General features: G+C 65.9%; 20 protein-coding genes and 1 tRNA gene. 13 read left to right on the top strand and 8 right to left on the bottom strand.

Annotated elements, in window-relative coordinates:
- Positions 1-190: 190 nt before the first annotated feature.
- The 3 genes from WJU21_RS07015 to WJU21_RS07025 all read left to right on the top strand — a co-directional run bounded on the left by WJU21_RS07015 (position 191) and on the right by WJU21_RS07025 (position 2946).
- Positions 191-1234, top strand: a complete 1044-nt coding sequence (locus WJU21_RS07015) for an aspartate-semialdehyde dehydrogenase (protein ID WP_346322690.1) — start codon at positions 191-193, stop codon at positions 1232-1234.
- Between the two features lie 94 nt (positions 1235-1328).
- Positions 1329-2366, top strand: a complete 1038-nt coding sequence (locus tag WJU21_RS07020) for a helix-turn-helix domain-containing protein (RefSeq protein ID WP_346322691.1) — start codon at positions 1329-1331, stop codon at positions 2364-2366.
- Entirely contained in the window at positions 2341-2946 is a 606-nt protein-coding gene (locus WJU21_RS07025; RefSeq protein ID WP_346322692.1) for a DJ-1/PfpI family protein, read from the top strand. Before WJU21_RS07020 ends, WJU21_RS07025 begins: the two co-directional genes overlap by 26 nt.
- A gap of 37 nt (positions 2947-2983) precedes the next feature.
- Here WJU21_RS07025 and WJU21_RS07030 read toward each other — a convergent pair whose 3' ends face one another.
- The 4 genes from WJU21_RS07030 to trxA are packed head-to-tail and all read right to left on the bottom strand — an operon-like array spanning position 2984 to position 5112.
- Complete coding sequence (locus tag WJU21_RS07030; RefSeq protein ID WP_346322693.1) at positions 2984-3343, bottom strand: DUF971 domain-containing protein; 360 nt, start codon at positions 3341-3343, stop codon at positions 2984-2986.
- Positions 3340-3528, bottom strand: a complete 189-nt coding sequence (locus WJU21_RS07035; RefSeq protein WP_346322694.1) for a Trm112 family protein — start codon at positions 3526-3528, stop codon at positions 3340-3342. Before WJU21_RS07035 ends, WJU21_RS07030 begins: the two co-directional genes overlap by 4 nt.
- 46 nt (positions 3529-3574) lie before the next feature.
- Positions 3575-4222 carry an LON peptidase substrate-binding domain-containing protein gene (locus tag WJU21_RS07040; protein ID WP_346322695.1) on the bottom strand — a complete coding sequence of 216 codons (648 nt, stop codon included), beginning with the start codon at positions 4220-4222 and terminating at the stop codon, positions 3575-3577.
- On the bottom strand, positions 4219-5112 hold the full coding sequence (trxA, locus tag WJU21_RS07045) for a thioredoxin (RefSeq protein ID WP_346322696.1): 894 nt from the start codon (positions 5110-5112) through the stop codon (positions 4219-4221). Before trxA ends, WJU21_RS07040 begins: the two co-directional genes overlap by 4 nt.
- Before the next feature lie 231 nt (positions 5113-5343).
- On the opposite strand from trxA, the gene WJU21_RS07050 reads away from it, so the two are divergent.
- From WJU21_RS07050 to WJU21_RS07065, 4 genes are all read left to right on the top strand, one after another.
- Positions 5344-5418, top strand: a tRNA-Gly gene (locus WJU21_RS07050).
- A 130-nt stretch (positions 5419-5548) separates the two neighbouring features.
- Entirely contained in the window at positions 5549-6454 is a 906-nt protein-coding gene (locus WJU21_RS07055; protein WP_346322697.1) for a sulfotransferase, read from the top strand.
- Positions 6455-6639: 185 nt separating this feature from the next.
- Positions 6640-7206 (top strand): tetratricopeptide repeat protein, encoded by a 567-nt coding sequence (locus WJU21_RS07060; RefSeq protein WP_346322698.1) that lies wholly within the window; start codon positions 6640-6642, stop codon positions 7204-7206.
- A gap of 68 nt (positions 7207-7274) precedes the next feature.
- Positions 7275-7538 (top strand): DUF3297 family protein, encoded by a 264-nt coding sequence (locus tag WJU21_RS07065; RefSeq protein ID WP_346322699.1) that lies wholly within the window; start codon positions 7275-7277, stop codon positions 7536-7538.
- An 11-nt stretch (positions 7539-7549) separates the two neighbouring features.
- Here WJU21_RS07065 and ftsH read toward each other — a convergent pair whose 3' ends face one another.
- The 3 genes from ftsH to WJU21_RS07080 all read right to left on the bottom strand — a co-directional run bounded on the left by ftsH (position 7550) and on the right by WJU21_RS07080 (position 10986).
- Entirely contained in the window at positions 7550-9391 is a 1842-nt protein-coding gene (gene ftsH / locus WJU21_RS07070) for an ATP-dependent zinc metalloprotease FtsH (protein ID WP_346322700.1), read from the bottom strand.
- Positions 9392-9494: 103 nt separating this feature from the next.
- Positions 9495-10706: a CoA transferase gene (locus WJU21_RS07075; RefSeq protein ID WP_346322701.1), complete on the bottom strand. Its 1212-nt coding sequence runs from the start codon at positions 10704-10706 to the stop codon at positions 9495-9497.
- 61 nt (positions 10707-10767) lie between these two features.
- On the bottom strand, positions 10768-10986 hold the full coding sequence (locus WJU21_RS07080; RefSeq protein ID WP_346322702.1) for a hypothetical protein: 219 nt from the start codon (positions 10984-10986) through the stop codon (positions 10768-10770).
- A gap of 117 nt (positions 10987-11103) precedes the next feature.
- On the opposite strand from WJU21_RS07080, the gene WJU21_RS07085 reads away from it, so the two are divergent.
- The 6 genes from WJU21_RS07085 to WJU21_RS07110 all read left to right on the top strand — a co-directional run bounded on the left by WJU21_RS07085 (position 11104) and on the right by WJU21_RS07110 (position 19242).
- Positions 11104-11586, top strand: coding sequence for a GNAT family N-acetyltransferase (locus WJU21_RS07085; RefSeq protein ID WP_346322703.1), 483 nt, complete (start codon positions 11104-11106; stop codon positions 11584-11586).
- Positions 11587-11591: 5 nt separating this feature from the next.
- Positions 11592-12053 (top strand): N-acetyltransferase, encoded by a 462-nt coding sequence (locus WJU21_RS07090; protein WP_346322704.1) that lies wholly within the window; start codon positions 11592-11594, stop codon positions 12051-12053.
- Between the two features lie 146 nt (positions 12054-12199).
- Complete coding sequence (locus WJU21_RS07095) at positions 12200-13660, top strand: RimK family protein (protein WP_346322705.1); 1461 nt, start codon at positions 12200-12202, stop codon at positions 13658-13660.
- A gap of 91 nt (positions 13661-13751) precedes the next feature.
- Complete coding sequence (locus tag WJU21_RS07100; protein ID WP_346322706.1) at positions 13752-15539, top strand: asparagine synthase-related protein; 1788 nt, start codon at positions 13752-13754, stop codon at positions 15537-15539.
- Positions 15536-17374 carry an asparagine synthase-related protein gene (locus tag WJU21_RS07105; protein ID WP_346322707.1) on the top strand — a complete coding sequence of 613 codons (1839 nt, stop codon included), beginning with the start codon at positions 15536-15538 and terminating at the stop codon, positions 17372-17374. The genes WJU21_RS07100 and WJU21_RS07105 overlap by 4 nt, the downstream gene beginning before the upstream one ends.
- Before the next feature lie 56 nt (positions 17375-17430).
- Positions 17431-19242 (top strand): asparagine synthase-related protein, encoded by a 1812-nt coding sequence (locus WJU21_RS07110; protein ID WP_346322708.1) that lies wholly within the window; start codon positions 17431-17433, stop codon positions 19240-19242.
- Here WJU21_RS07110 and WJU21_RS07115 read toward each other — a convergent pair.
- On the bottom strand, positions 19214-20950 hold the full coding sequence (locus WJU21_RS07115; protein ID WP_346322709.1) for a monovalent cation:proton antiporter-2 (CPA2) family protein: 1737 nt from the start codon (positions 20948-20950) through the stop codon (positions 19214-19216). The two genes, WJU21_RS07110 and WJU21_RS07115, sit on opposite strands and share 29 nt — an antisense overlap.
- Between the last annotated feature and the right edge of the window lie 82 nt (positions 20951-21032).

Here is a 21032-nt window from a genome sequence, read left to right on the forward strand (position 1 = left end):
ACAGCCCACCATGCTAGACACCGCGCCATGTCGATGACCAAACTCAGCACCACGACGAAAACGACCGCTTCGGCGGGGCGTTCGCGGGTGCGCGCGGTTTAAGAAGCGGCATCAGGCGACCGGCCCCGGAGGCGGGGCCACGCACGAAGAGCTGACCCTGTCTCTCCCACAACCGAGGAAGAGAGACATCATGCAGACCAACTCACCCCGTACCATCCAGTCCAGCGCGCCCGTCGTGGCCATCGTCGGCGCGACCGGCGCCGTCGGCGTCGAACTCATCCGCTGCCTGGAAAGCCGCGGCTTCCCGGTGGGCAGCCTGAAGCTGCTGGCCTCGGCCCGCTCGGCGGGCAAGGCGCTGCCGTTCCTGGGCAAGGACGTGACCGTCGAGGAACTGACCGAGCGCAGCTTCGAAGGCGTCGACGTGGCGCTGTTCTCGGCCGGCGCCACCCTCTCGCGCCGCCACGCGCCGCATGCCTTGGGCGCCGGCGCCATCATGGTCGACAATTCGTCGGCGTTCCGCATGGATCCGGACGTGCCGCTGGTGGTGCCCGAGGTGAACGGCGACATGATCTCGCGCCACAACGGCATCGTCGCCAACCCGAACTGCGTCGCCGCCATCACCACCGTGGCGCTTGCGCCGCTGCACAAGGCGCATCCGATCCGCCGCCTGCGCCTGACCACCTATCAGGCTGCATCCGGCGCCGGCGCCGCCGCCATGGAGGAATTGCGCGAGTCGACGGCGGCGCATCTGCGCGGCGAATCGTTCGAGCCTACCGTGCTGCCGCATCCCTATGCCTTCAACCTGTTCAGCCACAATGCGGATGTGGACCCCGAGAGCGGCTATAACGGCGAGGAGGAGAAGGTTGTCGCCGAGACCCGCCGCATCATGGGCGTTGACGACCTGCCCATCGGCATCACCTGCATCCGCGTGCCGGTGCTGCGCGCCCATGCCATGGCGATTTCCGTGGAGTTGGACCAGGTGGTGACGCCCGAGGACGCCCGCGCGCTGCTGGCGGACGCGCCGGGCCTGCGGCTGGTGGACGACCGCGCCGCCAACCACTTCCCCATGCCGTCGGAAGCCTCGGGACAGGACGACGTGCTGGTTGGCCGCATCCGTGTCGACACCGCCGATCCGTCCGGTAGGACCCTGGCGATGTTCATCGCCGGTGACCAGCTGTTGAAGGGCGCCGCGCTCAATGCGGTCCAGATCGCCGAGCTGCTGCTGAAGCGCTGACGGCCGCCTGGAACCGGCTGGCGGAAAACGAGGGATAATTGTCATTTCCGCCAACCGGCCGCGGCCGTAAGATTCGGGCTGAAGGGAGAGCGGCATGCTCCAGTCAGCCCGCAAGGCCAGGAACGTCGTCATGGTCTGCTTCGAGCAGGCCCAGATCCTCGATATCACCGGCCCCATGCAGCTTTTCTCGGCCGTGCGCGACGCGGGGTTAGCCGGCTATGCGATCACCCTCGCCGCGCCCGATCCGGGTTTCATCACCACCACCAGCGGCATGCGCCTGGGCATGGACCGGGCATTCGACGAGATCGGCGATGACCTGCTGGCCGACCTCGACACCCTGGTTGTCGCGGGCGGCGACGGCACTGCCGACGCCCTGCGCGATCCACGGCAGATCGCCTTTATCCGGCGCGCGGCGCAACATGCCCGCCGAATCGTGTCCATCTGCAGCGGCATCGCCCTGATCGCCCAGGCCGGGCTGGCCAGGCATAAGCGGGTTGCCACTCACTGGAATGCCTGCGACCTGATCGGCGCGGCCTTTCCCGACCTGCGCATCGACCGGGACGCCATTTTCGTGCGCGACGGCAATCTGTGGTCCTCGGCGGGCATCACCGCGGGCATGGACCTTGCGCTGGCGGTGATCGAGGAGGACTGGGGGCATGACGTGGCCGTGCAGGTGGCACGCCGCCACGTGCTGTTCATGATTCGCCCGGGCGGCCAGTCCCAGTTCAGCGTGCAACTCGAGGCGCAGGCCGGACAGGATGGCAGGCTGGGCAAGCTGCTGACGTGGATCGCGGACCACCCCGGCGCGGACCTGAACGTGCCCGCCCTGGCGGCGCGCGCCTGCATGAGCGAGCGCACCCTGGCCCGGGTGTTTCGCGCCGAGACCGGCGTAACGCCGGCCGAGTTCGTCGAGCGCAGCCGCACCGAGGCGGCCCGCCGCGACCTGGAACACACCGCCCATTCCATCGACCGCATTGCCTTCGACTGCGGATTCGGCTCCATGGAGCGCATGCGCCGCACCTTTATCCGCCGCCTGGGCGTGGGCCCCAAGGCCTATCGCGACCGGTTCCGGCGGCTTCCCCATTCAGCCAGAAAGGAATTTTCCCATGAATATCGGCATCGTGGTCTTTGACGGCGCGGAGGAACTGGATTTCGTCGGTCCGTGGGAGGTGCTGACCAGCTCCAACGAAGTCTTCAAATGGCAGAAGAAGCCGGCGCCCGATCAGGTGTTCCTGATATCGCAGACCGGCCAGACCGTGCGCTGCGCCAAGGGGATGCGGGTCGAGGCGGACCATTCCTTCGCCACCTGCCCGGACCTGGACATCATCCTGCTCCCGGGCGGCCAGGGCACGCGGCGCGAGATGACCAACCCGGCCATGCTGAGCTTCGTGCACCGTCAGGCGCAGACCTGCGCCTGGGTCACCAGCGTCTGCACCGGATCGTTCGTGCTGGTGGCGGCAGGCCCTGCCAGCGGCAAACGCGTCACCACCCATTGGGCCGCGTTTCCCGAGCTGGCAACGATAGAAGGTGTCGGCGAGATGATCAGGGACAAGCGCCATGTGCGCGACGGCAATGTCGTGACCTCGGCCGGCGTCTCGGCGGGCATCGACATGGCGTTGTGGCTGACCGGCGAACGCTTCGGCGCGGCGCATGGCGCGCTGGTGCAGAAATCCATCCAGTACGATCCGGAACCGCCATTCGCGGTGGTGTGATCACGGCATCGGGGCTGGCGGGGTAGCCGGCCGCCGCTCAGTCCCGCTTCAGGCCTTTCCATTCCAGGGCCTGCAGGTATCTGGTCCACAGCTCGTCCTGCTTCGCGCCCAGCTCGTACAGGTAATCCCAGCTGTAGATGCCGGTATCGTGGCCGTCATCGAACTGGATGCGGATTGCATAATTGCCGGTCGGGACGACGCCGGCGACGCCGACCTGACGCTTGCCCGGCACGATGGTCTTCTGGCCGGCGCCATGCCCCTGCACCTCGGCCGAGGGACTTTCCACCCGCAGCAATTCATAGGGCAGGCGGAACCTGCGGCCGTCCTCGAAATCGATTTCGAGCAGCCGTTCCGCCTGGTTGAAGCGGAGATCGGCGGGCCAGGGCTTGCCGGTCATTTGCCGTCGAGTTCGCGGGCTTCGTCGACCAGCATGATCGGGATGCCGTCGCGAATCGGAAAGGCCAGACGCGCCTTGCGGCTGATCAGTTCCTGCGCCTGCCGATCGTATTCCAGCGGCCCCTTGGTCAGCGGACAGACCAGAATCTCCAACAGCTTGGGATCGATATCGTTGGATGACGCCATCCCGGGATTCCTCATGCTAACAGCCACCATCCGGCGGCCACGATGCCTATTGCAGCGAGCCGCCGGCCCCATGCGCCTGCGCGATGGCCATCTCGTAGAGCGCGATCAGCGTCTGGTAGCGGCGGTCGATATCGGCCGCCTCGAGCAGCGCCTGTTTCTCGCTGGGGGCCCAGGGCGCCAGCGTCGAGGACGCATGGATCAGGGTTTCCGTATCGGTATTCTCGATCACGTCCCAGTCCACATGGTAGCCTTGGATATCGACATATTGCCGGATCAGCTTCAGGAAATAGTCCCGGTCGGCGCTGGCGGCTGTCTCGGGCTCGAAATCCTGCAGGAAGTCGGCATAGTTCACCCGAAACATCCGGTAGGGCGTGGTGCGCGCCATCTCCTCGACGATGCGGAAGCGGCGGATGCCGGTGAGGGTGATGATATAGCGGCCGTCTTCGAGTTCCTGGAAGGCGGTCAGGCGGCCGGCACAGCCAATGTCGTAGACCGGCGGTTCCTGGAGCTCGGCTTCAGGGTTCCGGGGCTGGACCATGCCAATGACGCGATTGCCCTTGAGGGCATCCTCGATCATGGCGCGGTAGCGTGCCTCGAAGATGTTGAGCGGCAAGGCGCCCCGCGGCAACAGCAGCGCGCCGGCCAGCGGGAACACCGGCAAGGTGCCGGGAAGATCTGTCCAGTCCTGGCTCATGAAAACAGCAGTGAAGACAGCGACTTGCGCGTCCGCACCGTCAGCGGATGGGTTGGCCCCCAGGCGTCGAACAGGGTGACGAGCTGCTTGCGTGCGCCGTCGTCGTTCCAGGCCCGGTCGTGGCGGACGATATGCAGCAACTCCGCCGCCGCGTCTTCGTTACGGCCCGCCCCCGACAGCGCCAACGCCAGATCAAAGCGGGCCTGGCTGTCGGCCGGATCAGCGTCAACCTTCGCGCGCAACTCGGCCACATCGCCCGCGTCGCCCGCCTGATCGGCAAGCTGGAACGCGGCGCGAATGCCGGCGAATTCGTTCTTGGACCGGGTATCGTCATCCAGCGAGGCGAACATCTGCCGGGCGGCATCCAGATCGCCCGACTTGATGCGGCCCTGGATCACCCCGGCAAAGGCGACCAAATTCTCGGGATCGGCGGCCAGCACCTCGGTGAAAATCGCTTCGGCGTTCTGGAAATCGCCGGCTTCCAGCGCCTCGGTGCCCGCCGTCACCATTTCCTCGATGGGACTGGGACCGCCCATGCCGGACACGCGGTCGATGAACTGCTTCACCTGGCTTTCGGGCAGCGCGCCCGTAAAGCCGTCGACCGGCTGGCCGTTGAAGAACGCGAACACGGCCGGGATGCTCTGGACCCGGAGCTGGCCGGCGAGCTGCTGATTCTCGTCCACATTGATCTTGACCAGCCGGACACGGCCGTTCGCGGCCATGACCACCTTCTCGATCGCCGGGGTCAGCTGCTTGCACGGCCCGCACCACGGCGCCCAGAAATCCACGATCACCGGCACCGTGCGCGACGCCTCGATGACGTCGGCCATGAAATTAGCGGTATCCGAATCCTTGATCAGTTCGCCTTGCGGCGCCTGCAACGTGCTCATGCTTGCCTTCCGGTCTGTTAGGGGCCGACGCTGGCGCCGCCGGCCTGTATTTCGCCGTGGCGGTGGCCTAACACAATCAGGTGGTGAAATTAAGTGTTCCGTCAAGGCTGGGGGCTCAGGAAGCTCCAAACAGACCCGGTATTTTTCCCTCAAGATTGGGGTTGCAAAGCCCAAGCCAATGCGTAATATCCGCCGCCTGCACCGGGGGACACCCCAGGACGCGGACGGAGCGCGGGCGTAGCTCAGGGGTAGAGCATAACCTTGCCAAGGTTAGGGTCGTGAGTTCGAATCTCATCGCCCGCTCCAATATTTTCCTGCAATTCCACCATGATGCGGCGCCGGGGATCGGCGTCCCTGGCAGGGTGCGTCTTTTGGTTGCGCCGCGGCTCCCGGGCATAGGATGCTGGCGACGCGCAACTGAGTCGGGGGTGGGGGAGTGTCTGCCGCATCGTTTCTATTCCAGAGGCGGTTAAGCCAGCTGGTCAAGTCCGAGCGCCTGCGGACGCTGTACATCCTGCTGGTGGTGTACCCTGCCGCATGGATCGATTATTTCGCGCACCGCCGGCTGTTCGAAAACATTCGAGCTTACGTCACCTTCATCGGCTACCCCAGAAGCGGGCATTCGCTGGTCGGCGCCTTGCTGAACGCACACCCGCAGGCGCTGATCGCCCATGAACTGTTCGCCACCCGGTATTTCAGACTGGGGTTCCGGCGGCAGCAAGTTCTGGCGCTGCTGTTGCGCCGCGACGTGGATTTCACTGAACGGGGACGCGTGAATGCGGGCTATTCTTATGATGTGCCGGGCGGCTTCCAGGGCGTGCATGACTGTCTGCTTGTCGTCGGCGACAAGAAGGCCGGCGGCACCATCTGGAGTTTGAGGGAGCGGCCGGGCCTGCTCGGCGTCATGCGCCGCCGCATGGCCATGCCCATGCGGTTCGTCCACAGCGTGCGCAACCCCTACGACAACATCGCCACCATGTCCCGGCGGGAACAACGATCCGTGGCTTACACGATCAATCGCTATCGCAAGCTGGCCGTCACGTGCCAGCAGGTGATGGAACGGCTGGAGCCCGAGGAACTGCTGCAGCAATGGCACGAGGACTTCGTCGAGGACGTGGAAGGGCATATGAGCCAGCTCTGCGCCTTCGTGGGACTGGAGGCCGACCCGGCGTTTCTGGCCGCGTGCGACGCCGTGGTGTTCGAATCCCCCAAATTGTCGCGCGACAGCGTGATCTGGACTGCCGAGGACGTGGAACAGGTCGAGGCCCTGTGCCGGGAATTGCCGTTCCTGGCCCGCTATGCCGGATCGCCGGTCACCATCGGCAGGCAAGCCGCCGCCTGACGCCGCAAAGCCGGGCGATTTGGATCCTGTCGGCCGCCGGCGTATAATGCAGGGCGACGCCCGAGTCCGATTTAGAACACCCGTTACCAAACGATATCTATTCGCCGACCCTTTTCACCGATGCGCCCTGCACGAATGTTGCGGGCTGACTGGCGAATAGGCCCCTTGGTCTAGGGAGACCGGCAATGAACGTCAGACTATTGATGACGTTGACTGTTCTGCTCTGCACCACCGCAGCGCCTGCCTGGGCTGGCGCGATCACCATTCTTGGCGATTCGAAGGCCGCGCATTGCTCGCGGGCCGCGCTGTTCGGCCGCGCCGATGACACGTCGCTGTCGACCTGCGACGTCGCGCTGACGCACGAAACCCTCGACCAGTTCCGCCGGGCCAGCACCTTCATCAACCGCGGCATCATTCACATGCGCCGGCGCGACTGGGACCGGGCCCACAGCGACTTCGACAGCGCGCTCCAGCGCAAGCCCGAGATGGGCGAAGGCTGGGTCAACCGCGGCGCGCTGCTGATCGGCACACGGCGGTTCGCCGAAGGCCTGGCCGACACCAACAAGGGGCTGGAGCTTGGCCTCGATGAGCCCGAAAAGGCGTATTACAACCGGGCCATCGCCCACGAGGGACTGGGCGACCTCACATCGGCCTATTACGACTACCAGCAGGCGCTGGCGCTCAACCCCGAATGGGAACTGCCCAGGAAGGAATTGACGCGCTTTACGGTCACCCGCCGGCCGGCACGTTGAATCGGCTTGGAATCGGGTGCGGCCTTGCGGCAATGTGCCCGCCTGACACTCAGCCGAAAGCCCACCTCATGACCGACACCCTTCCCGACCGCCTGTCCACCAATCCTAAGAGCCCGCATTACGACGAGGATCTCCTGCGGCGCGGCATCGGCATTCGCTTCAAGGGCGTCGAAAAGCACAACGTCGACGAGTACTGCGTGAGCGAGGGATGGATCAAGGTGAGTGTCGCCAGTTCGCTGGACCGCCACGGCAATCCCATGCTGGTCAAGCTGAAGGGCACGGTCGAAGCCTATTTTCGCGACCCGGAAGCCGAGGAAGCGCCGTCCGAATAGGACGCGGCGCGCTATTCGGCGGCGTCGGGCGCCGCGGCAGGGAGCCCGGCCCCGATCAGGGCCTTCAGTTCGTCGCCGTCCAGCGTCTCCTGTTCCACCAGGCGCCGGGCCACGGTATCGAGCGTCTCACGGCGCTCGCCGAGCAAACCCACCGACCTGCTGAACGCCTCGCCGACGATTCGGCGCACCTCGCCATCGATCACGGCCGCGGTCTGGTCGGAATATTCCTGCTGCCGCAGCCCGCCGGCATATTCGTTGGGAGCAAGATAGGACTGGCGCTCCCGTTCCAGCGACACATGGCCCAGCTTGGCTGACATGCCGTAGCGGGTGACGATGGCCCGCGCGATGTCGGTGACCTTGGCCAGGTCGTCCGCGGCGCCGGTCGACAATTGGCCGTAAACAATCCACTCGGCCGCCCTGCCGCCAAGCAGCACAGCCATCTTGTTCTCCAGTTCCTCCTGGGTCATCAGGAAGCGATCCTCGGTCGGCCGCTGGATGGTATAGCCGAGCGCGCCGACGCCGCGGGGAATGATCGATATCTTGTGAACCACATCAGAGCCCGGCAGCAGCGAGGCGATCAGCGCATGGCCGGTCTCGTGATAGCCGACGATTTCCCGCTCCCTGGGGTTGAGCAGCCGGTTGCGTTTCTCCAGGCCCGCCACGATGCGCTCGACCGCCTGGGTAAAATCCTCCATGGCGACGGCGTCGGCGTGCCGCCGGGTAGCCAGCAGCGCGGCTTCGTTGACCAGATTGGCCAGGTCGGCGCCGGTGAAACCCGGCGTCAGGGCCGCGACCTGCTCGGCGTCCACGTCGGGAGCGCGTGTCACCTTCTTCATGTGCACGTTCAGGATCTGGACCCGGCCGAACCGGTCCGGCCGGTCCACCAGCACCTGCCGGTCGAACCGGCCGGCGCGAAGCAGCGCGGGATCGAGGATTTCCGGCCGGTTGGTTGCCGCCAGCAGCACCAGACCGGTGGAGGAATCGAAGCCGTCCAGTTCCGACAGCAGCTGGTTGAGAGTCTGTTCCTTCTCGTCATTGCCGCCGCCCAGCGAGGTGATGCCGCGCGCCCGCCCCAGCGCATCCAGTTCGTCGATGAAGATGATCGCGGGGGCCTGGGCCCGGGCCTGTTCGAACAGGTCGCGCACCCGCGCCGCGCCGACGCCGACGAACATCTCGACGAATTCGGAGCCGGAGATGGAAAAGAACGGCACCTTGGCCTCGCCGGCCACCGCCTTGGCGAGCAGGGTCTTGCCGGTGCCGGGCGGGCCAACCAGCAGGATGCCGCGAGGCATGCGTCCGCCCAGCCTGCCGTATTCTTCGGGGCTTCTCAGGAAGTCGATGATCTCCTTCAGCTCGTCCTTCGCCTCATCCACGCCCGCAACATCGTCGAATGTCACGCCGGTGTCGGATTCCACATAGACCTTGGCCTTGCTCTTGCCGATCTGCATCAGCCCGCCGCCCGCACCGGCGCCCATCCGCCGGAGCAGAAACATCCAGATCACCACGAAAAAGGCGACAGGGACGAGCCAGGACACCAGATCGCGCACAAAGGTGCTTTCGATCTCGCCGGTGATGCGGACGCCATATTGCTGGAGCTGATCGGCAAAGTCCGGCGCGACCCGCGTGGTGACGAACATGGATTGGCCGCCCGCCAGAGGATCGTTCAGCGTGCCGCGGATGAACGTCTCGGATACGGCGACCTCGGCCACCTTCCCGCCGCGAAGAAGCTCCTGAAATTCGCTGTAGGGAATGGTCGCAACCTGCTGCGCGCTCGCCAGCAGATATTGCAGCAGCATGATGATCGCAATGGCGCCGATCCAGTACCAGGCGTGAAACCGCGCCTTGTTTTCCATTGCTCCAACTCCTTGCCGCAAGCGGCCTGATCCACAGCCTCAAGCCTACATCAGCCCGGTCCGCCGTGCGATTCAGCGATTGTGCGGCAACGGCAGCGGCGGCTCAGATGACGCCACCCCGGCGAAGCGCGGCGATCTCCGCCGCCGTCAGGCCCAGCATGTCGCCGTAGATCTCGTCGTTGTGCTGGCCCAGCAGCGGGCTCGGCACCGTCGCCGGACGCTCGGCGCCGTGGATGCGCAGCGGGCTGGTCGGCAGCACCACAGGGCCCAGTTCGGGATGATCGACCCGTTCCAGCATGCCACGCTCGTGCATGTGCGGGTCGTTCATCACTTCCTCCAGGTCGCGTACCGGCGCGCAGGGGATGCGGAACTGCTTGATGGCGGCGAAGATTTCCGCCCGCGTCCGTGCCGCCGTCCACGCCTCGACGACCTGGTCCGTCGCTTCAAGGTTGCGGACGCGCAGCGCGTTGGTGGAAAAGCGCGGGTCGCCGGCCAGGTCGTCGCGCCCCATGGCACGCAACAGGTTGCTCCAGTGCGCCTCCTTGATGCACAGGATGGCGACGTGGCCGTCGCCGGCCGGATAGACATTGTATGGCGCGATGGCGAGGCCGCCATGCCGGTTGCCGGTGCGCGTGGTGACCGCGCCCGCAGCGCCATGGAGCAGGCTCAGATTCGAGGCCAGTGCCGGATAGACGGTCTCGATCATCGCCACCTCGACCAGCCTGCCCTTGCCGGTCCGCGTCCGCTCGAACAGGGCGGTCAGCACCGCGCCGTAGAGGTGTGTGCCGCTGAGGAAGTCGACAAAGGCGGGCCCGGACTTGAGCGGCGGGCCGTCGGGAAAGCCGGTGACGCTCATGGCGCCCGACACTGCCTGCACCGTCAGGTCCATGGCCAGCGTCTCACGGTCCGGGCCGGACAGGCCGAAGCCGCTTCCCGAGGCGTAGATCAGCCGCGGATTGACTGCATGGAGCGCTTCCCAGCCGACGCCCAGGCCATTCATGACGCCCGGCGCAAAGTTCTCCAGAAGCACGTCGGCGCGCGCCGCCAGCTTTAACAACAGCCTGCGCCCTTCCGACGATTTCAGGTTGAGGGTGATGCCGCGCTTGTTGGCATTGAGCATGGCGAGCGGCAGCATGGCGCCCTTCGACACCGCCGAGCGGCGCCGCACCGGCTCGCCGTCGACCGGCTCGACCTTGATCACGTCTGCCCCGGCCCGCGCCATCAGCATGGTCGCATAGGGTCCCTGGTAGACCTGCCCCAGATCCAGCACGGTGATGCCGGAAAGCGGCATGTTGGCTGATGCGTCGTCGGCCATGGAATCTCCCCGGGTCACGGTGGAACATTCACCGTGGATCCGCCAGCGAAACCGGCACGGGTCACGCCTCCGGTCCGGCGTCCTCCAGCACGCGGAGCCGGCGAACCGTCAGTTCGTCCACTTCCAGCGAGCGGATGCGCACCTTGCCGATCGCCAGGGCCCCGATGGCCAAGGCGCCGATCGCCAGGGCGCCGATGGCGGTCGCGCCAAGGGCGGCTGCACCGAGGGCGAGGGCTGACATCTTGCCCGCGCGATAACGATCGATCGATTTTCGGGTCATCTTGCGCCCCCATAGGGAAAGCCCGCATTGTAGCCGAAATCGACCTTATGCGCCGCGATATGGAATTCAACTGACAGGTGTTCCGCCAAATTCAGAGGGACCATGCATATAGGGACCATGCATATACGGCCAGCCACCCGGGATGACGCATCCGCCATATGGGCGATCATCGGTCCCACCATCAGGGCCGGGGAAACCTACACGATTGAACCGGGCATTGCCGAGGAGGCCGGCATCGAACGGTGGCTGGGCCGCGATCGCGAAACCTTCGTCGCCCTGGACGGCGATCAGGTCGTCGGCACCTACTATCTCCGGCCCAACCAGCAAGGCGGGGGCAGCCACGTAGCGAATTGCGGCTACATGACGCTGCAGGCCGCCGGCGGCCGGGGCATCGCGCGCCTGATGTGCGAGCATTCGATGGTGGCGGCGCGGCGACAGGGCTTTCGCGCCATGCAGTTCAACTTCGTCGTCAGCACCAACGAGCGTGCCGTCGCTCTCTGGCGGTCACTGGGTTTCGATATCGTCGGGCGGTTGCCGGGCGCATTCCGCCATCCGGCGCTGGGCTATGTGGACGCCTTCGTCATGTTCAGAAACCTGTAATCGCGATGACACACCGGATCCGCCCCGCCACGCTCGCCGACATCCCGGCCATGGTGCGGCTGGAGCAGATTTCATTCCCCGGCGACCGGTTGTCGGTACGCTCATTGCGGCGTCTGGTGCGCGAGGGCCGCGCCATCTGCCTGGTCGCCGAAGTGGAGGAGCACGTGGTCGGCGACGCGGTGGTGCTGCTGCGCCGGGGCAGCCGGTCGGCGCGGCTCTACTCCGTCGCCGTCGATCCAGCCCGGCGCAAGGCGGGAATCGGCACTGCGCTGATGGCCGAGGCGGAACGGCTGGCGGTATCGTCGGGCCGTGATGTGATGCGGCTGGAGGTGCGCGAGGACAACGTGGCGGCGCATCGCCGCTACCTGGCGACCGGCTACGTGACGGTCGGCAGCAAGCCGGGTTTCTATGACGACGGCGCGGCGGCGATCTCCATGAAAAAGCGCCTCGCGGGACTACCGGTCTAGCCGTCAAACGCCATCTTTACTGAACCAATAGCGGCGCGCATCATGGCACGCGGCGGGGTTCAAACGGGGGGATGCGCCCGCGACGGCCATACCGCCCCGAACGGCGCTCCAGACACAAGTCAACCAGTTCCAACCACGAAGGCCCCATGGCGCGTCATATCATCATTGTCGACTCCCAGGCCGACTGCGAATGGGCCCGGAAGGCGGGCAAGGCCGTGACCCTGCAGCAATATGTCGGATCGCCCGATGGCCTGTCGAGCAAGAGCGCGCGCGTCATCAATCTGAGCGGCGACCTGGAATATCTCGATCTGGGCTATTACTGCTCGCTGCTGGCCGAGGCGCGTGGCCAGAAGGTGGTGCCGACGGTCGAGACCATTCTCAACCTGTCGCGCAAGCAGCTCTACAGCGTCCAGCTGCCCGACCTGAACTACACCCTGCGCGACGAGATCGGGAAGCTGTCAAATCCGCCGCAGGCCGCGTTCACGCTGACGGTCTATTTCGGCCAGACCCCGGGCAACCGGTTCCGCACCTTCGCCCGCCAGTTGTTCGACCGGTTCCGGTGCCCGTTGCTGAGGGTCGAGGTGGCGCTCGACGAGCGCTGGAGCGTCAAGACGCTGCAGGCGATCGCGCCGCGCGCGCTCAGCCCCGAGGAGTTCGATTTCTTCCTGGCGCGGCTGGAGCACTATACCCGTGCCGACTGGCGCGCGCCCAAGGCGCGGCCCACGTCGCGCTTTGCGCTCGGCGTGCTGTACGACGCCTCGGCCAAGCTGCCGCCGTCCTCGCCAGAGACGATCAGGAAGTTCGTCTCCATCGGCGCCCAGATGGGCATCGACGTCGAGACCATCGAGCGCAAGGACTATCTGCGCCTCGCGGAATACGACGCCCTGTTCATCCGCGAGACCACCACGCTGGAGAATCACACCTTCCGTTTTGCCCAGAAGGCCGTGTTCGAGGGCCTGCCCGTGATCGACGATCCGGTGTCGATCCTGCGCTGTACCAACAAGGTCTACCTGGCCGAATTGCTGCAGACCCACAAGGTGGCGGCGCCCAGGACCGTCATCGTCGACCGCCTGAACCTTCTCAACGCCGAGGCGCAGCTGTCCTATCCGCTGGTGCTGAAAATTCCCGACGGCTCGTTCTCGCGCGGCGTGGTCAAGGTGGAGAACCGCTCGGACCTGCTGGAGCATGGCAAGCGCCTGTTCCGTCATTCGGCCGTGATCCTGGCCCAGGAATTCATGTTCACCGAGTTTGACTGGCGGGTCGGGGTGCTGAATCGCAAGCCGCTCTTCGTGTCGCAATACTTCATGTCGCGCCGGCACTGGCAGATCATCAACCACAAGCCGGGCGGCGGATTCGCCGAAGGCGCGTTCAAATCCGTGGCCGTCGAGGACGCGCCGAAAGAGGTCGTCGAGGCAGGCGTGCGCGCCGCCAACCTGGTCGGAGACGGCCTGTACGGCGTCGACCTGAAACAGCGTGACGACGGCGTTTTCGTCATCGAAATCAACGATAACCCCAATATTGACCGGGGCGTTGAAGACGGCATCCTGAAGGACGAATTGTACAAAAGCGTGCTTGCCGACTTCGTGCGCCGCATCGAGAGCCGATAAGACCGTCCCCTGCTTTCCTTTTCCTCCGGCGACGCACTACTATGCGCCATGGGGCCAAAATGAATTTGGGGTGGTCGCGTTGAGCGAACCAGTGTTTGTGGCAGTCGTGAATTGCGGTGATGCCGACAAGGCCGCGCAATACATCGCCACCGCGATGGCGCCGCGAGACATCACGGAAATCCCGCTGCAACGCGGCCGCATGCTGTTGTGCACCTGGGCTGTGGCGCCAGCGAGACCGGACCGAGGCATCCTCGCCGTCGTCGACGGCACCGCCGGATCGCCGGAAGTGGCCGTGCCGACGGCGCTGATCGACACGGACGGAATTCCCGCCGGCCTGCTGAACCGGATTTCGCAGGACCGCAGCTACCTGTATCTGGACGAGGCGCGGTCTCTCGCGTTCCTGACCGATCATATCGGCACGTCGCGCATCTATCATGTGCAGGCCGCCGGCTGCGATGTCTTTTCCGACAATCTTGCCGTGTTGGCGCGGCTGGCGCCGGAACCGGACGAGGATTGTCTCGCCTTCTTCCTGACCAATGGCGCCACGTTCATGGACCGCACGCTACATGCGGGACTGAGCGCGTTGCCCGTGGCCAGCATCGTGACCCTTGCGGATACCGGACCCGCCGCGCGCCGCTACTGGAACTTCCGGCCGGGCCAGGACGCGGATCCGGACACCGACGCCGTGTCGCGCGGCCTGTGGGACCGGATCGAGTCCGCCGTCGCCGCGCACACCGCAGGACGGCAGATCGTCTTGCCGCTGTCGGGCGGCCATGATTCCACCACGCTGCTCGGCATCCTGCACCGGTCGGGCGCGGCAATCACCGCGTTCTCCTACGTCAATGGTGAACCTCAACCCCATTCCGACGCGGCCGTCGCCCGCGAACAGGCCCGCAGGCTCGGCGTCGCGCACACCACCTACCGGATTGACGGCACCGACACACTCAGCCTGATCCGGCAGAATCTGGCTCAGGGATTGCGTCTTCGAGGCTGCTGCAACGAGATCGGCGCCTATCGCGATGCGGCAGCGGCGGCGCGGGAGAAATTCGCGGACCCGCTGTTCGTATTCGGCGACCACCTTTTCGGTCAGCGTACGCTGCGGTTGAAGACGGCAACGGACATGCTGGGCGGCGCCGCCGTCAAGCATCCGGACACGTTGCTGGCCTACGTGCCGCTGCTGGGTGCGGAACGGGTTTCCGGTCTCCAGCGAACATTGGCAGCCGACTACCGCCGCCTGCTGGATGCCGCACCACCATTTGAACATCCGGACGATCTCAAGGATTATCTCTATTCGTCGGTATCGGCGACCTGGGATCTGCTTCCCATGCGCGTCCATACGGCGGGCACTCAATTGCCGTACACCACGCCGCTCTACGACATCGCCATGCTCGATTTCCTGAAGCACCTGCATTTCAGCCACCGGCTGGACAAACGATTGTTCCGGCAGGTGTGCGAACGAAAATTGCCCGAATTGTTCAGCCAGCCCCGGTCCAGAGACCGGCAAGGCGTTTCCGACGTCGCATCGGCGCTACGCCGCGACGCGCCGGCGATCCGGGAAGTGTCTTCCACGCTCGACGGCGTGATCCCCGGTCTGGCGCTGCCGGGTGGCTTCGACGCCATGCTGGACACGGTGCTGGCGTCACGGCCGCCACCGCCGGGCGGTCCGTTGCTGTCGCGTCCCGAGGCCTTCGGCCTGCAGTTCTTCCGCAACCTCACCCGGCTGCAGGTCCTGCCGCTGCACTGGCTGCAACCGATCAAGCGGCGGTTCTGGAACACCCACCAGATTCTGCTGGATCCGGCCTACATGTTCCGCAGGGTGCTGCATCTGGCCATGGGCTTCCAGCAGCTCGGTCCTCCGATTCGGCCCCCCGAACCATGACAGCCGCGCCGGGTTTCGTGGCGTTCATCCATGATGATGCCGCGTCGCCAGCGGTCGACACGGCTGTTGCCGCCCTGGGCCTGTCGGGAGCGCGGCGCGTGCCGACAGCAGATGGATGGCTGACCTTGTGGCGCGGCGAAGACGGCAACAGCGGCGACATGCTGGTCATCGCCGATGGCACGGGCGGTGCGCCCTCGGTGGCCGTGCCTCGTGACGTCGTGCAGGAAGTGCCTGCGGAGCTGTCCGTACAGATCGCGCAGCACCGCAGCTATCTGTGGCTCGATCGGGAACGGCGGGTGCGGGTCTGGACCGACCATACCGGCGTCTCGCGCCTGTATGCCGCCGCGTTCCAGGGCTGTCTGGCAATATCCGACTGCCCATCGCCGCTGGCCGCGCTGGCGCCAGAGCTTGACCAGGCGATGGTTGCAAGCTTCGTGGTCAATCGCTGGCTTCTGGCCGACCGTACTCTGCACCAGGGCGTGCGCGCCCTCCCCGTGGCCAGTACCGGCGCGCTGAATCAGGACGGCATGTCGATCGAGGCCTACTGGCGCTTCCAGCCCGGTGGCCAGGCGTGGGAAGACGAGAGGGAACTGGAGGAGGAATTCTGGCGCCGCATCCGGACAGCGGTGGTCGCCCATGCGGGCCAGCGGGAAATCATGCTGCCATTGTCGGGCGGTTACGATTCATCGACGCTGCTGGGCGTGCTGCGCGCCGAAGACCTGCCGTTTCAGACCTTCTCATTCTGCGATGGCACGCCCAAGGCCGGTTCGGATGCCGAGGTCGCCGCCCGGCAGGCGGCCGCTCTTGGCGTATCCCATCACCTCTATCGCATGGACGGCATCGACACGGTCGCATTGCTGCGAGGCAATCTGGAGAATGGCCTGCGCAACCGGGCGCTGTGCTTCGAGCTTCCGGTTTACGAAAGGGCTGCGGCGGATGCGCACCGGGCGTTCGGCAATCCCCTGTTCATGTTCGGCGAACAGGGTTTCGGCATGGGTGCGTTCCGCCTCGACAGCGACACCGACATGCTTGGCATCGGAGCCATGCGTACGCCCGAGACCCTGAATGGCTGCGAAGTGCTGCTGGGCACCGCGCGAACCACGGCGCTGAAGGGCGCGCTGGGCGCGGCGTACGCGGACATGCTCCAGTCCATCCCCGCCCTGGCCTGCCCGGATGACGCCAAGGACTGGTTCTATTACACGAACCTGTTCCGCGCCGACACCGGCCCGCTGCGGGTGCACACTGCCGCGCCCTACCTTCCGTTCGCCCAGCCGTTTCTTGATCTGTCACTGATGGATTTCGTCAAGCATCTCGGTGCAGGACACCGGATCGGCAAGGCGATGTTCAAGCGGGTGTCGGCCCGTCACCTGCCGGAAATTTTTGCCCTCGAGCGCGCGCGCAATACCCAGGCGGCTGTGAATGTCGGCGCCATGCTCGAACGGGATGAGGCAAGCATTCGGGACGTCATCAGGACATTGTCTCCCAGGATCCCGGGACTGGGAGAGACGGACGGCTTCGATCGCCTGCTTTCAGCCGCCATCGCCGAGCACACCGCCCCTGTTACCATGGATCGCGTACGGGAGAATGGCCGCGCGGCAGCCGGCACCTTCTACCGGGTCCTGTCCTATTGCAGAGTGCTGCCGAAACCGGCGGCGCAGATGCTGCGGCGGAAGCTGCTCAACCGCTACGGCTGGCGGACATCGCGCCCGGTCCTGTTTCTGCGGACGCTGCAACTGGCGATGATCCTGGATGACCAATTCGGTCCGGCCGTCGCCGCCTCCCGCCCGCAGCCCAAGGCAGCGGGTGAAAATGGCAGGACTTTGATTCCCCGCTGAGCTGAAGCGGCATATCATCAGCCCCGCGCCGCTGTCGCGGCGAGGGGGACTGTCGATTGCGCTTGCCTGAATTCCTGGCGGTTATCCACGCGGAAGGCGGCGAAGCCGCGGCGCTGGCGCTTGCAGACCGGCACGCGCCGTCGTCGGTTACCCGGCTTCGCCTTGCCGAAGGCGGCCTGCTGCTCTGCCGCTGGGACGACAGGCCGGTTCCGCCGCACGGTGCGATCGCGGTCGTCGACGGCACCGGCGGCGCACCGGAAAGGGCGCTGCCCCGCGCCCTGATCGATACGGACGGCGCACCCGCCGGGCTGGTGGCGGCGGCCAGCCAGCACCGCAGCTATCTGTGGCTCGGCGACGACCGCCGTCTGGCCTGCTGGACCGATCATCTCGGCACCTCCCGCGTCTACCGGACCTACGCGGATGGGTGCCAGCTGCTGAGCGACGATCCCGTTTTGCTCGCCGGCGCCGATGCCGTGCCCGACCTGTCCGCCATCGGCAGCTTCCTGGTCAACGGACACCTGGTAAGGAACCGCACGCTGTTCGCCGCGGTAGATTGTCTTCCCCTGGCCAGCTGCGTGAGCCTTTCCGTGCAGGAAAGCGCCTCCAGGCCGTACTGGCGCCATCGCCCCGGATCGGACATCGGGGCCGACATGCGGGAAGCGGCGCGCGAGATGTGGAGCCGGATCACCGCCGCCACTCTTGGATATGCCGAGGGACGGCATGTCGTGATCTCGCTGTCCGGCGGCAACGACTCCACCTCCCTGCTCGGGATCCTCCATGGCGCGGGACATCCGGTCAGCGCCTTCTCGTTCGCCGTGGGCGAGCCACGGCCCGGATCGGATGCCGATGTCGCGCGGCGGCGTGCCGCGTTCCTTGGCATTGAACACAAGATTCACCGCTTCGATCAGGATTTCGATATTGCCGGCATGCTGCGCTCGCACGTGCAGGACGGCCTGATTATGAGAAAGCCCTGCTTCGAGGTCAGCGCCTATGAGCGCGCCGGCGCCGATGCCGCGGCGCATAGTGGCGGCGCAGTCATGTATTTCGGCGACGAGGCATTCGGCCAGGGCGCCTTTTGCGTCGGCACCGAACACGAGCTGCTGGGCTCGGCCGCGCTGAAGTCGCCGGACATCCTGTCCCGGTTCGCGCCGCATCTCTCCGCCGACATCAGGTCGCAGCTCGCCGCGTCGTTATGGGAGGACTATGCCCAGATCCTCGCCCAGCCGCGAATGCGCGCGAACGAGGACACCAAGGACATGCTGTTCCTCGACACCTATCTGCGCGCCAATATGGTCGAGATGCGGCGCCAGGCGGCGGCGCGCCGTTCGCCTGTCGCGTTGCCATTCCTGGACCTGTCGGTGATCGACATGGCGCGGCATATTCCGGCCGGTCTGCGTATCGGCAAGCGCCTGTTCAATGAGGTGGTGCAGGGGAAGTTGCCCGATCTTTTCCGGATCCAGGGCGCGCGGAACCCGCAGGGTCAGCCGGTCATCGGCGACGAAATCCGGCGGCAGAAGGCCTTGCTGCACACGGCAATCGGCCAGCTGGACCGCGGTATTCCGGGCGTGATCTCGCCGGCCGAAATGTCGGCTGCGCTCGACACGATCTGCGACACGCCGGCGGCACCGCTGTCACGGCCCCGAACGGTCGGCAGGTCGGCGCTGCGTATTGTCATCAAGAGCGGCCTGCTCCCGCGCAGCGTGGTCAATGCATTGCGCCGGCGGTACTGGAACCGATTCAACGCGGGTGCCGACCGCGCCGTGCTGCTGATGCGCGCGCTGCACCTCGCCATGACTTTCGACGGACTGCCTGCGCGGCACGAGGCTGCGGCGCCCAGACCTAGGCGGGCCGGGAGTCTTTCGGCCTGATGTCGTCATAGACCTGGCCGCGGACCTGCTCGACCAGCGGCGTCACCGCGTCGGCCGGAATACCCCTGTCGAGCAGCACCTCGGCGGCGAGTTGCAAGCTGGACTCGATCATTTCGGGCACCGCCTGGCACGCGCCGCCGGCCATCAACTCACGCGCATGTTCCGTATCCCTGGCGCGCACGAAAATGCGGAGGCGCGGCCAGTGCTGATGCGCCGCCGCGAGCGTCTCCTGCACGCTACGAGGATCGTCGAGGGTGATAACCAGCGCCGATGCCTGGCTGGCGCGCACCGCCTCGAGCACCTCAGGCCGCCGCGCATCGCCCAGGAACACCGGCAAGCCTGTCCGGTGCAGCGCCGAAACGCTTTCCGGATTCGAGTCGAGCGCCACATAGGGCACCTTGCGGTCGGCCAGCAGTCCCGCGACCGTACGGCCAACGCGGCCAAAGCCGGCGATCACCACATGGTCCTCGAGATCCGCCAGTTCACCCGGTGCGGCGCCGGCCGGGTCGGGCGAACCGCCCTCGGCGGCCTTGCGCGTGATCCATTCCCCAAGCAGTCCGGCGAACGGCGTCACGGCAATGCTGAGTCCCGTCACCACCAGCATGAACTGTGCGGTCTCCGGGGCGATGACGGCGCCCGCAAGGGCCGCCGCGATGACGACGAACGCGAATTCACCGCCCTGCCCCAGATTGAAACCGACCTGCAGCGCCTGCGGCAGGGTGTGCCGCCAGGCCAGCGCCAGCGCCGTGATCACCGCCGCCTTGACGGCATAGAGCCCCACGACCGCAGCGCCAATCCTGCCCCAGTCGTCGACGATCATCGACAAATCGATCCGCATGCCGACCGAGATGAAGAACAGGCCGAGCAGCAGGCCTTTGAACGGCTGGATGTTGGCGTCGATCTGATGGCGGAATTCGCTTTCGGCGAGCAACATGCCGGCGAGAAACGCACCCAGCGCCATGGACAGCCCGGCATGAAAGGTGGCGACCGCTGTGCCCAGAATGGCGAGCAGGGTCAGGGCCATGAACAGTTCCGGGCTTCGTAGCGCGGCCACACGCCGGAACAATGGCCGCACCAGCAGCCGTCCAAGCACCAGGATGCTCGCAACGGCCAGCGCCGCCTTGCCCATCGCGAGGGCGAATCCGGAAAAGTCCGACACGCCGCCCCGGGCGCTGAGAAGCCCGGCCAGGAACAGGATCGGCACCACCGCAAGATCCTGGAACAACAGGATCGCAAAGCTGGTACGGCCGGCGCGGGACGAAAGTTGCCCCCGCTCGATCAGCAGCTGCATCACCATGGCGGTCGATGACAACCCCATGCTCAATCCCAGCAGCACGCTGGCGCCCCAGGAATTCCCCCACATGAAGGCCAGTCCGCCGATCACTGTGGCGCAACCGAACAGCTGCAATGCACCCATGCCGAACACATAGCGGCGCGCCTTCCACAGCCGCTCCAGCGACAGATCGAGGCCGATGGTGAACATCAGGAACACGACACCCAGTTCGGCCAGCGCCTCGATCCGCTCGGCATCGCGGGCGATTCCCAGTGCCGAAGGACCAACCAGAACGCCCACCCCCAGGAAGCCGATGATCGGGCTGATCCTGAGCATCCGCGAGACGGGCACGACGACGATGGCGGTCACGAGAAACGTCAGCAGCTCGGTCAGAAACGGCAGGCCGGTCTCGTGAACAGCGGGCATGTCTGGCATCGACGGGTCCTCTCTTGCGGCGAGCGCGGTGTGGTGCGGCTTCGCCAAAACGCCACACAGCCTCTATATTGTACCAGACGCA

Source organism: Emcibacter sp. SYSU 3D8, assembly GCF_039655875.1.
Taxonomy (GTDB): domain Bacteria; phylum Pseudomonadota; class Alphaproteobacteria; order SMXS01; family SMXS01; genus RI-34.

What these genes read in the sequence shown, in the direction of transcription:
- WJU21_RS07025 (WP_346322692.1), top strand. Translation starts at nt 2,341, where the DNA reads ATGAATATCGGCATCGTGGTCTTTGACGGCGCGGAGGAACTGGATTTC.
- WJU21_RS07020 (WP_346322691.1), top strand. Translation starts at nt 1,329, where the DNA reads ATGCTCCAGTCAGCCCGCAAGGCCAGGAACGTCGTCATGGTCTGCTTC.
- WJU21_RS07015 (WP_346322690.1), top strand. Translation starts at nt 191, where the DNA reads ATGCAGACCAACTCACCCCGTACCATCCAGTCCAGCGCGCCCGTCGTG.
- WJU21_RS07085 (WP_346322703.1), top strand. Translation starts at nt 11,104, where the DNA reads ATGCATATACGGCCAGCCACCCGGGATGACGCATCCGCCATATGGGCG.
- WJU21_RS07030 (WP_346322693.1), bottom strand. Translation starts at nt 3,343, where the DNA reads ATGACCGGCAAGCCCTGGCCCGCCGATCTCCGCTTCAACCAGGCGGAA.
- WJU21_RS07060 (WP_346322698.1), top strand. Translation starts at nt 6,640, where the DNA reads ATGAACGTCAGACTATTGATGACGTTGACTGTTCTGCTCTGCACCACC.
- WJU21_RS07105 (WP_346322707.1), top strand. Translation starts at nt 15,536, where the DNA reads ATGACAGCCGCGCCGGGTTTCGTGGCGTTCATCCATGATGATGCCGCG.
- WJU21_RS07035 (WP_346322694.1), bottom strand. Translation starts at nt 3,528, where the DNA reads ATGGCGTCATCCAACGATATCGATCCCAAGCTGTTGGAGATTCTGGTC.
- WJU21_RS07075 (WP_346322701.1), bottom strand. Translation starts at nt 10,706, where the DNA reads ATGGCCGACGACGCATCAGCCAACATGCCGCTTTCCGGCATCACCGTG.
- WJU21_RS07080 (WP_346322702.1), bottom strand. Translation starts at nt 10,986, where the DNA reads ATGACCCGAAAATCGATCGATCGTTATCGCGCGGGCAAGATGTCAGCC.
- WJU21_RS07065 (WP_346322699.1), top strand. Translation starts at nt 7,275, where the DNA reads ATGACCGACACCCTTCCCGACCGCCTGTCCACCAATCCTAAGAGCCCG.
- ftsH (WP_346322700.1), bottom strand. Translation starts at nt 9,391, where the DNA reads ATGGAAAACAAGGCGCGGTTTCACGCCTGGTACTGGATCGGCGCCATT.
- WJU21_RS07040 (WP_346322695.1), bottom strand. Translation starts at nt 4,222, where the DNA reads ATGAGCCAGGACTGGACAGATCTTCCCGGCACCTTGCCGGTGTTCCCG.
- WJU21_RS07090 (WP_346322704.1), top strand. Translation starts at nt 11,592, where the DNA reads ATGACACACCGGATCCGCCCCGCCACGCTCGCCGACATCCCGGCCATG.
- trxA (WP_346322696.1), bottom strand. Translation starts at nt 5,112, where the DNA reads ATGAGCACGTTGCAGGCGCCGCAAGGCGAACTGATCAAGGATTCGGAT.
- WJU21_RS07115 (WP_346322709.1), bottom strand. Translation starts at nt 20,950, where the DNA reads ATGCCAGACATGCCCGCTGTTCACGAGACCGGCCTGCCGTTTCTGACC.
- WJU21_RS07095 (WP_346322705.1), top strand. Translation starts at nt 12,200, where the DNA reads ATGGCGCGTCATATCATCATTGTCGACTCCCAGGCCGACTGCGAATGG.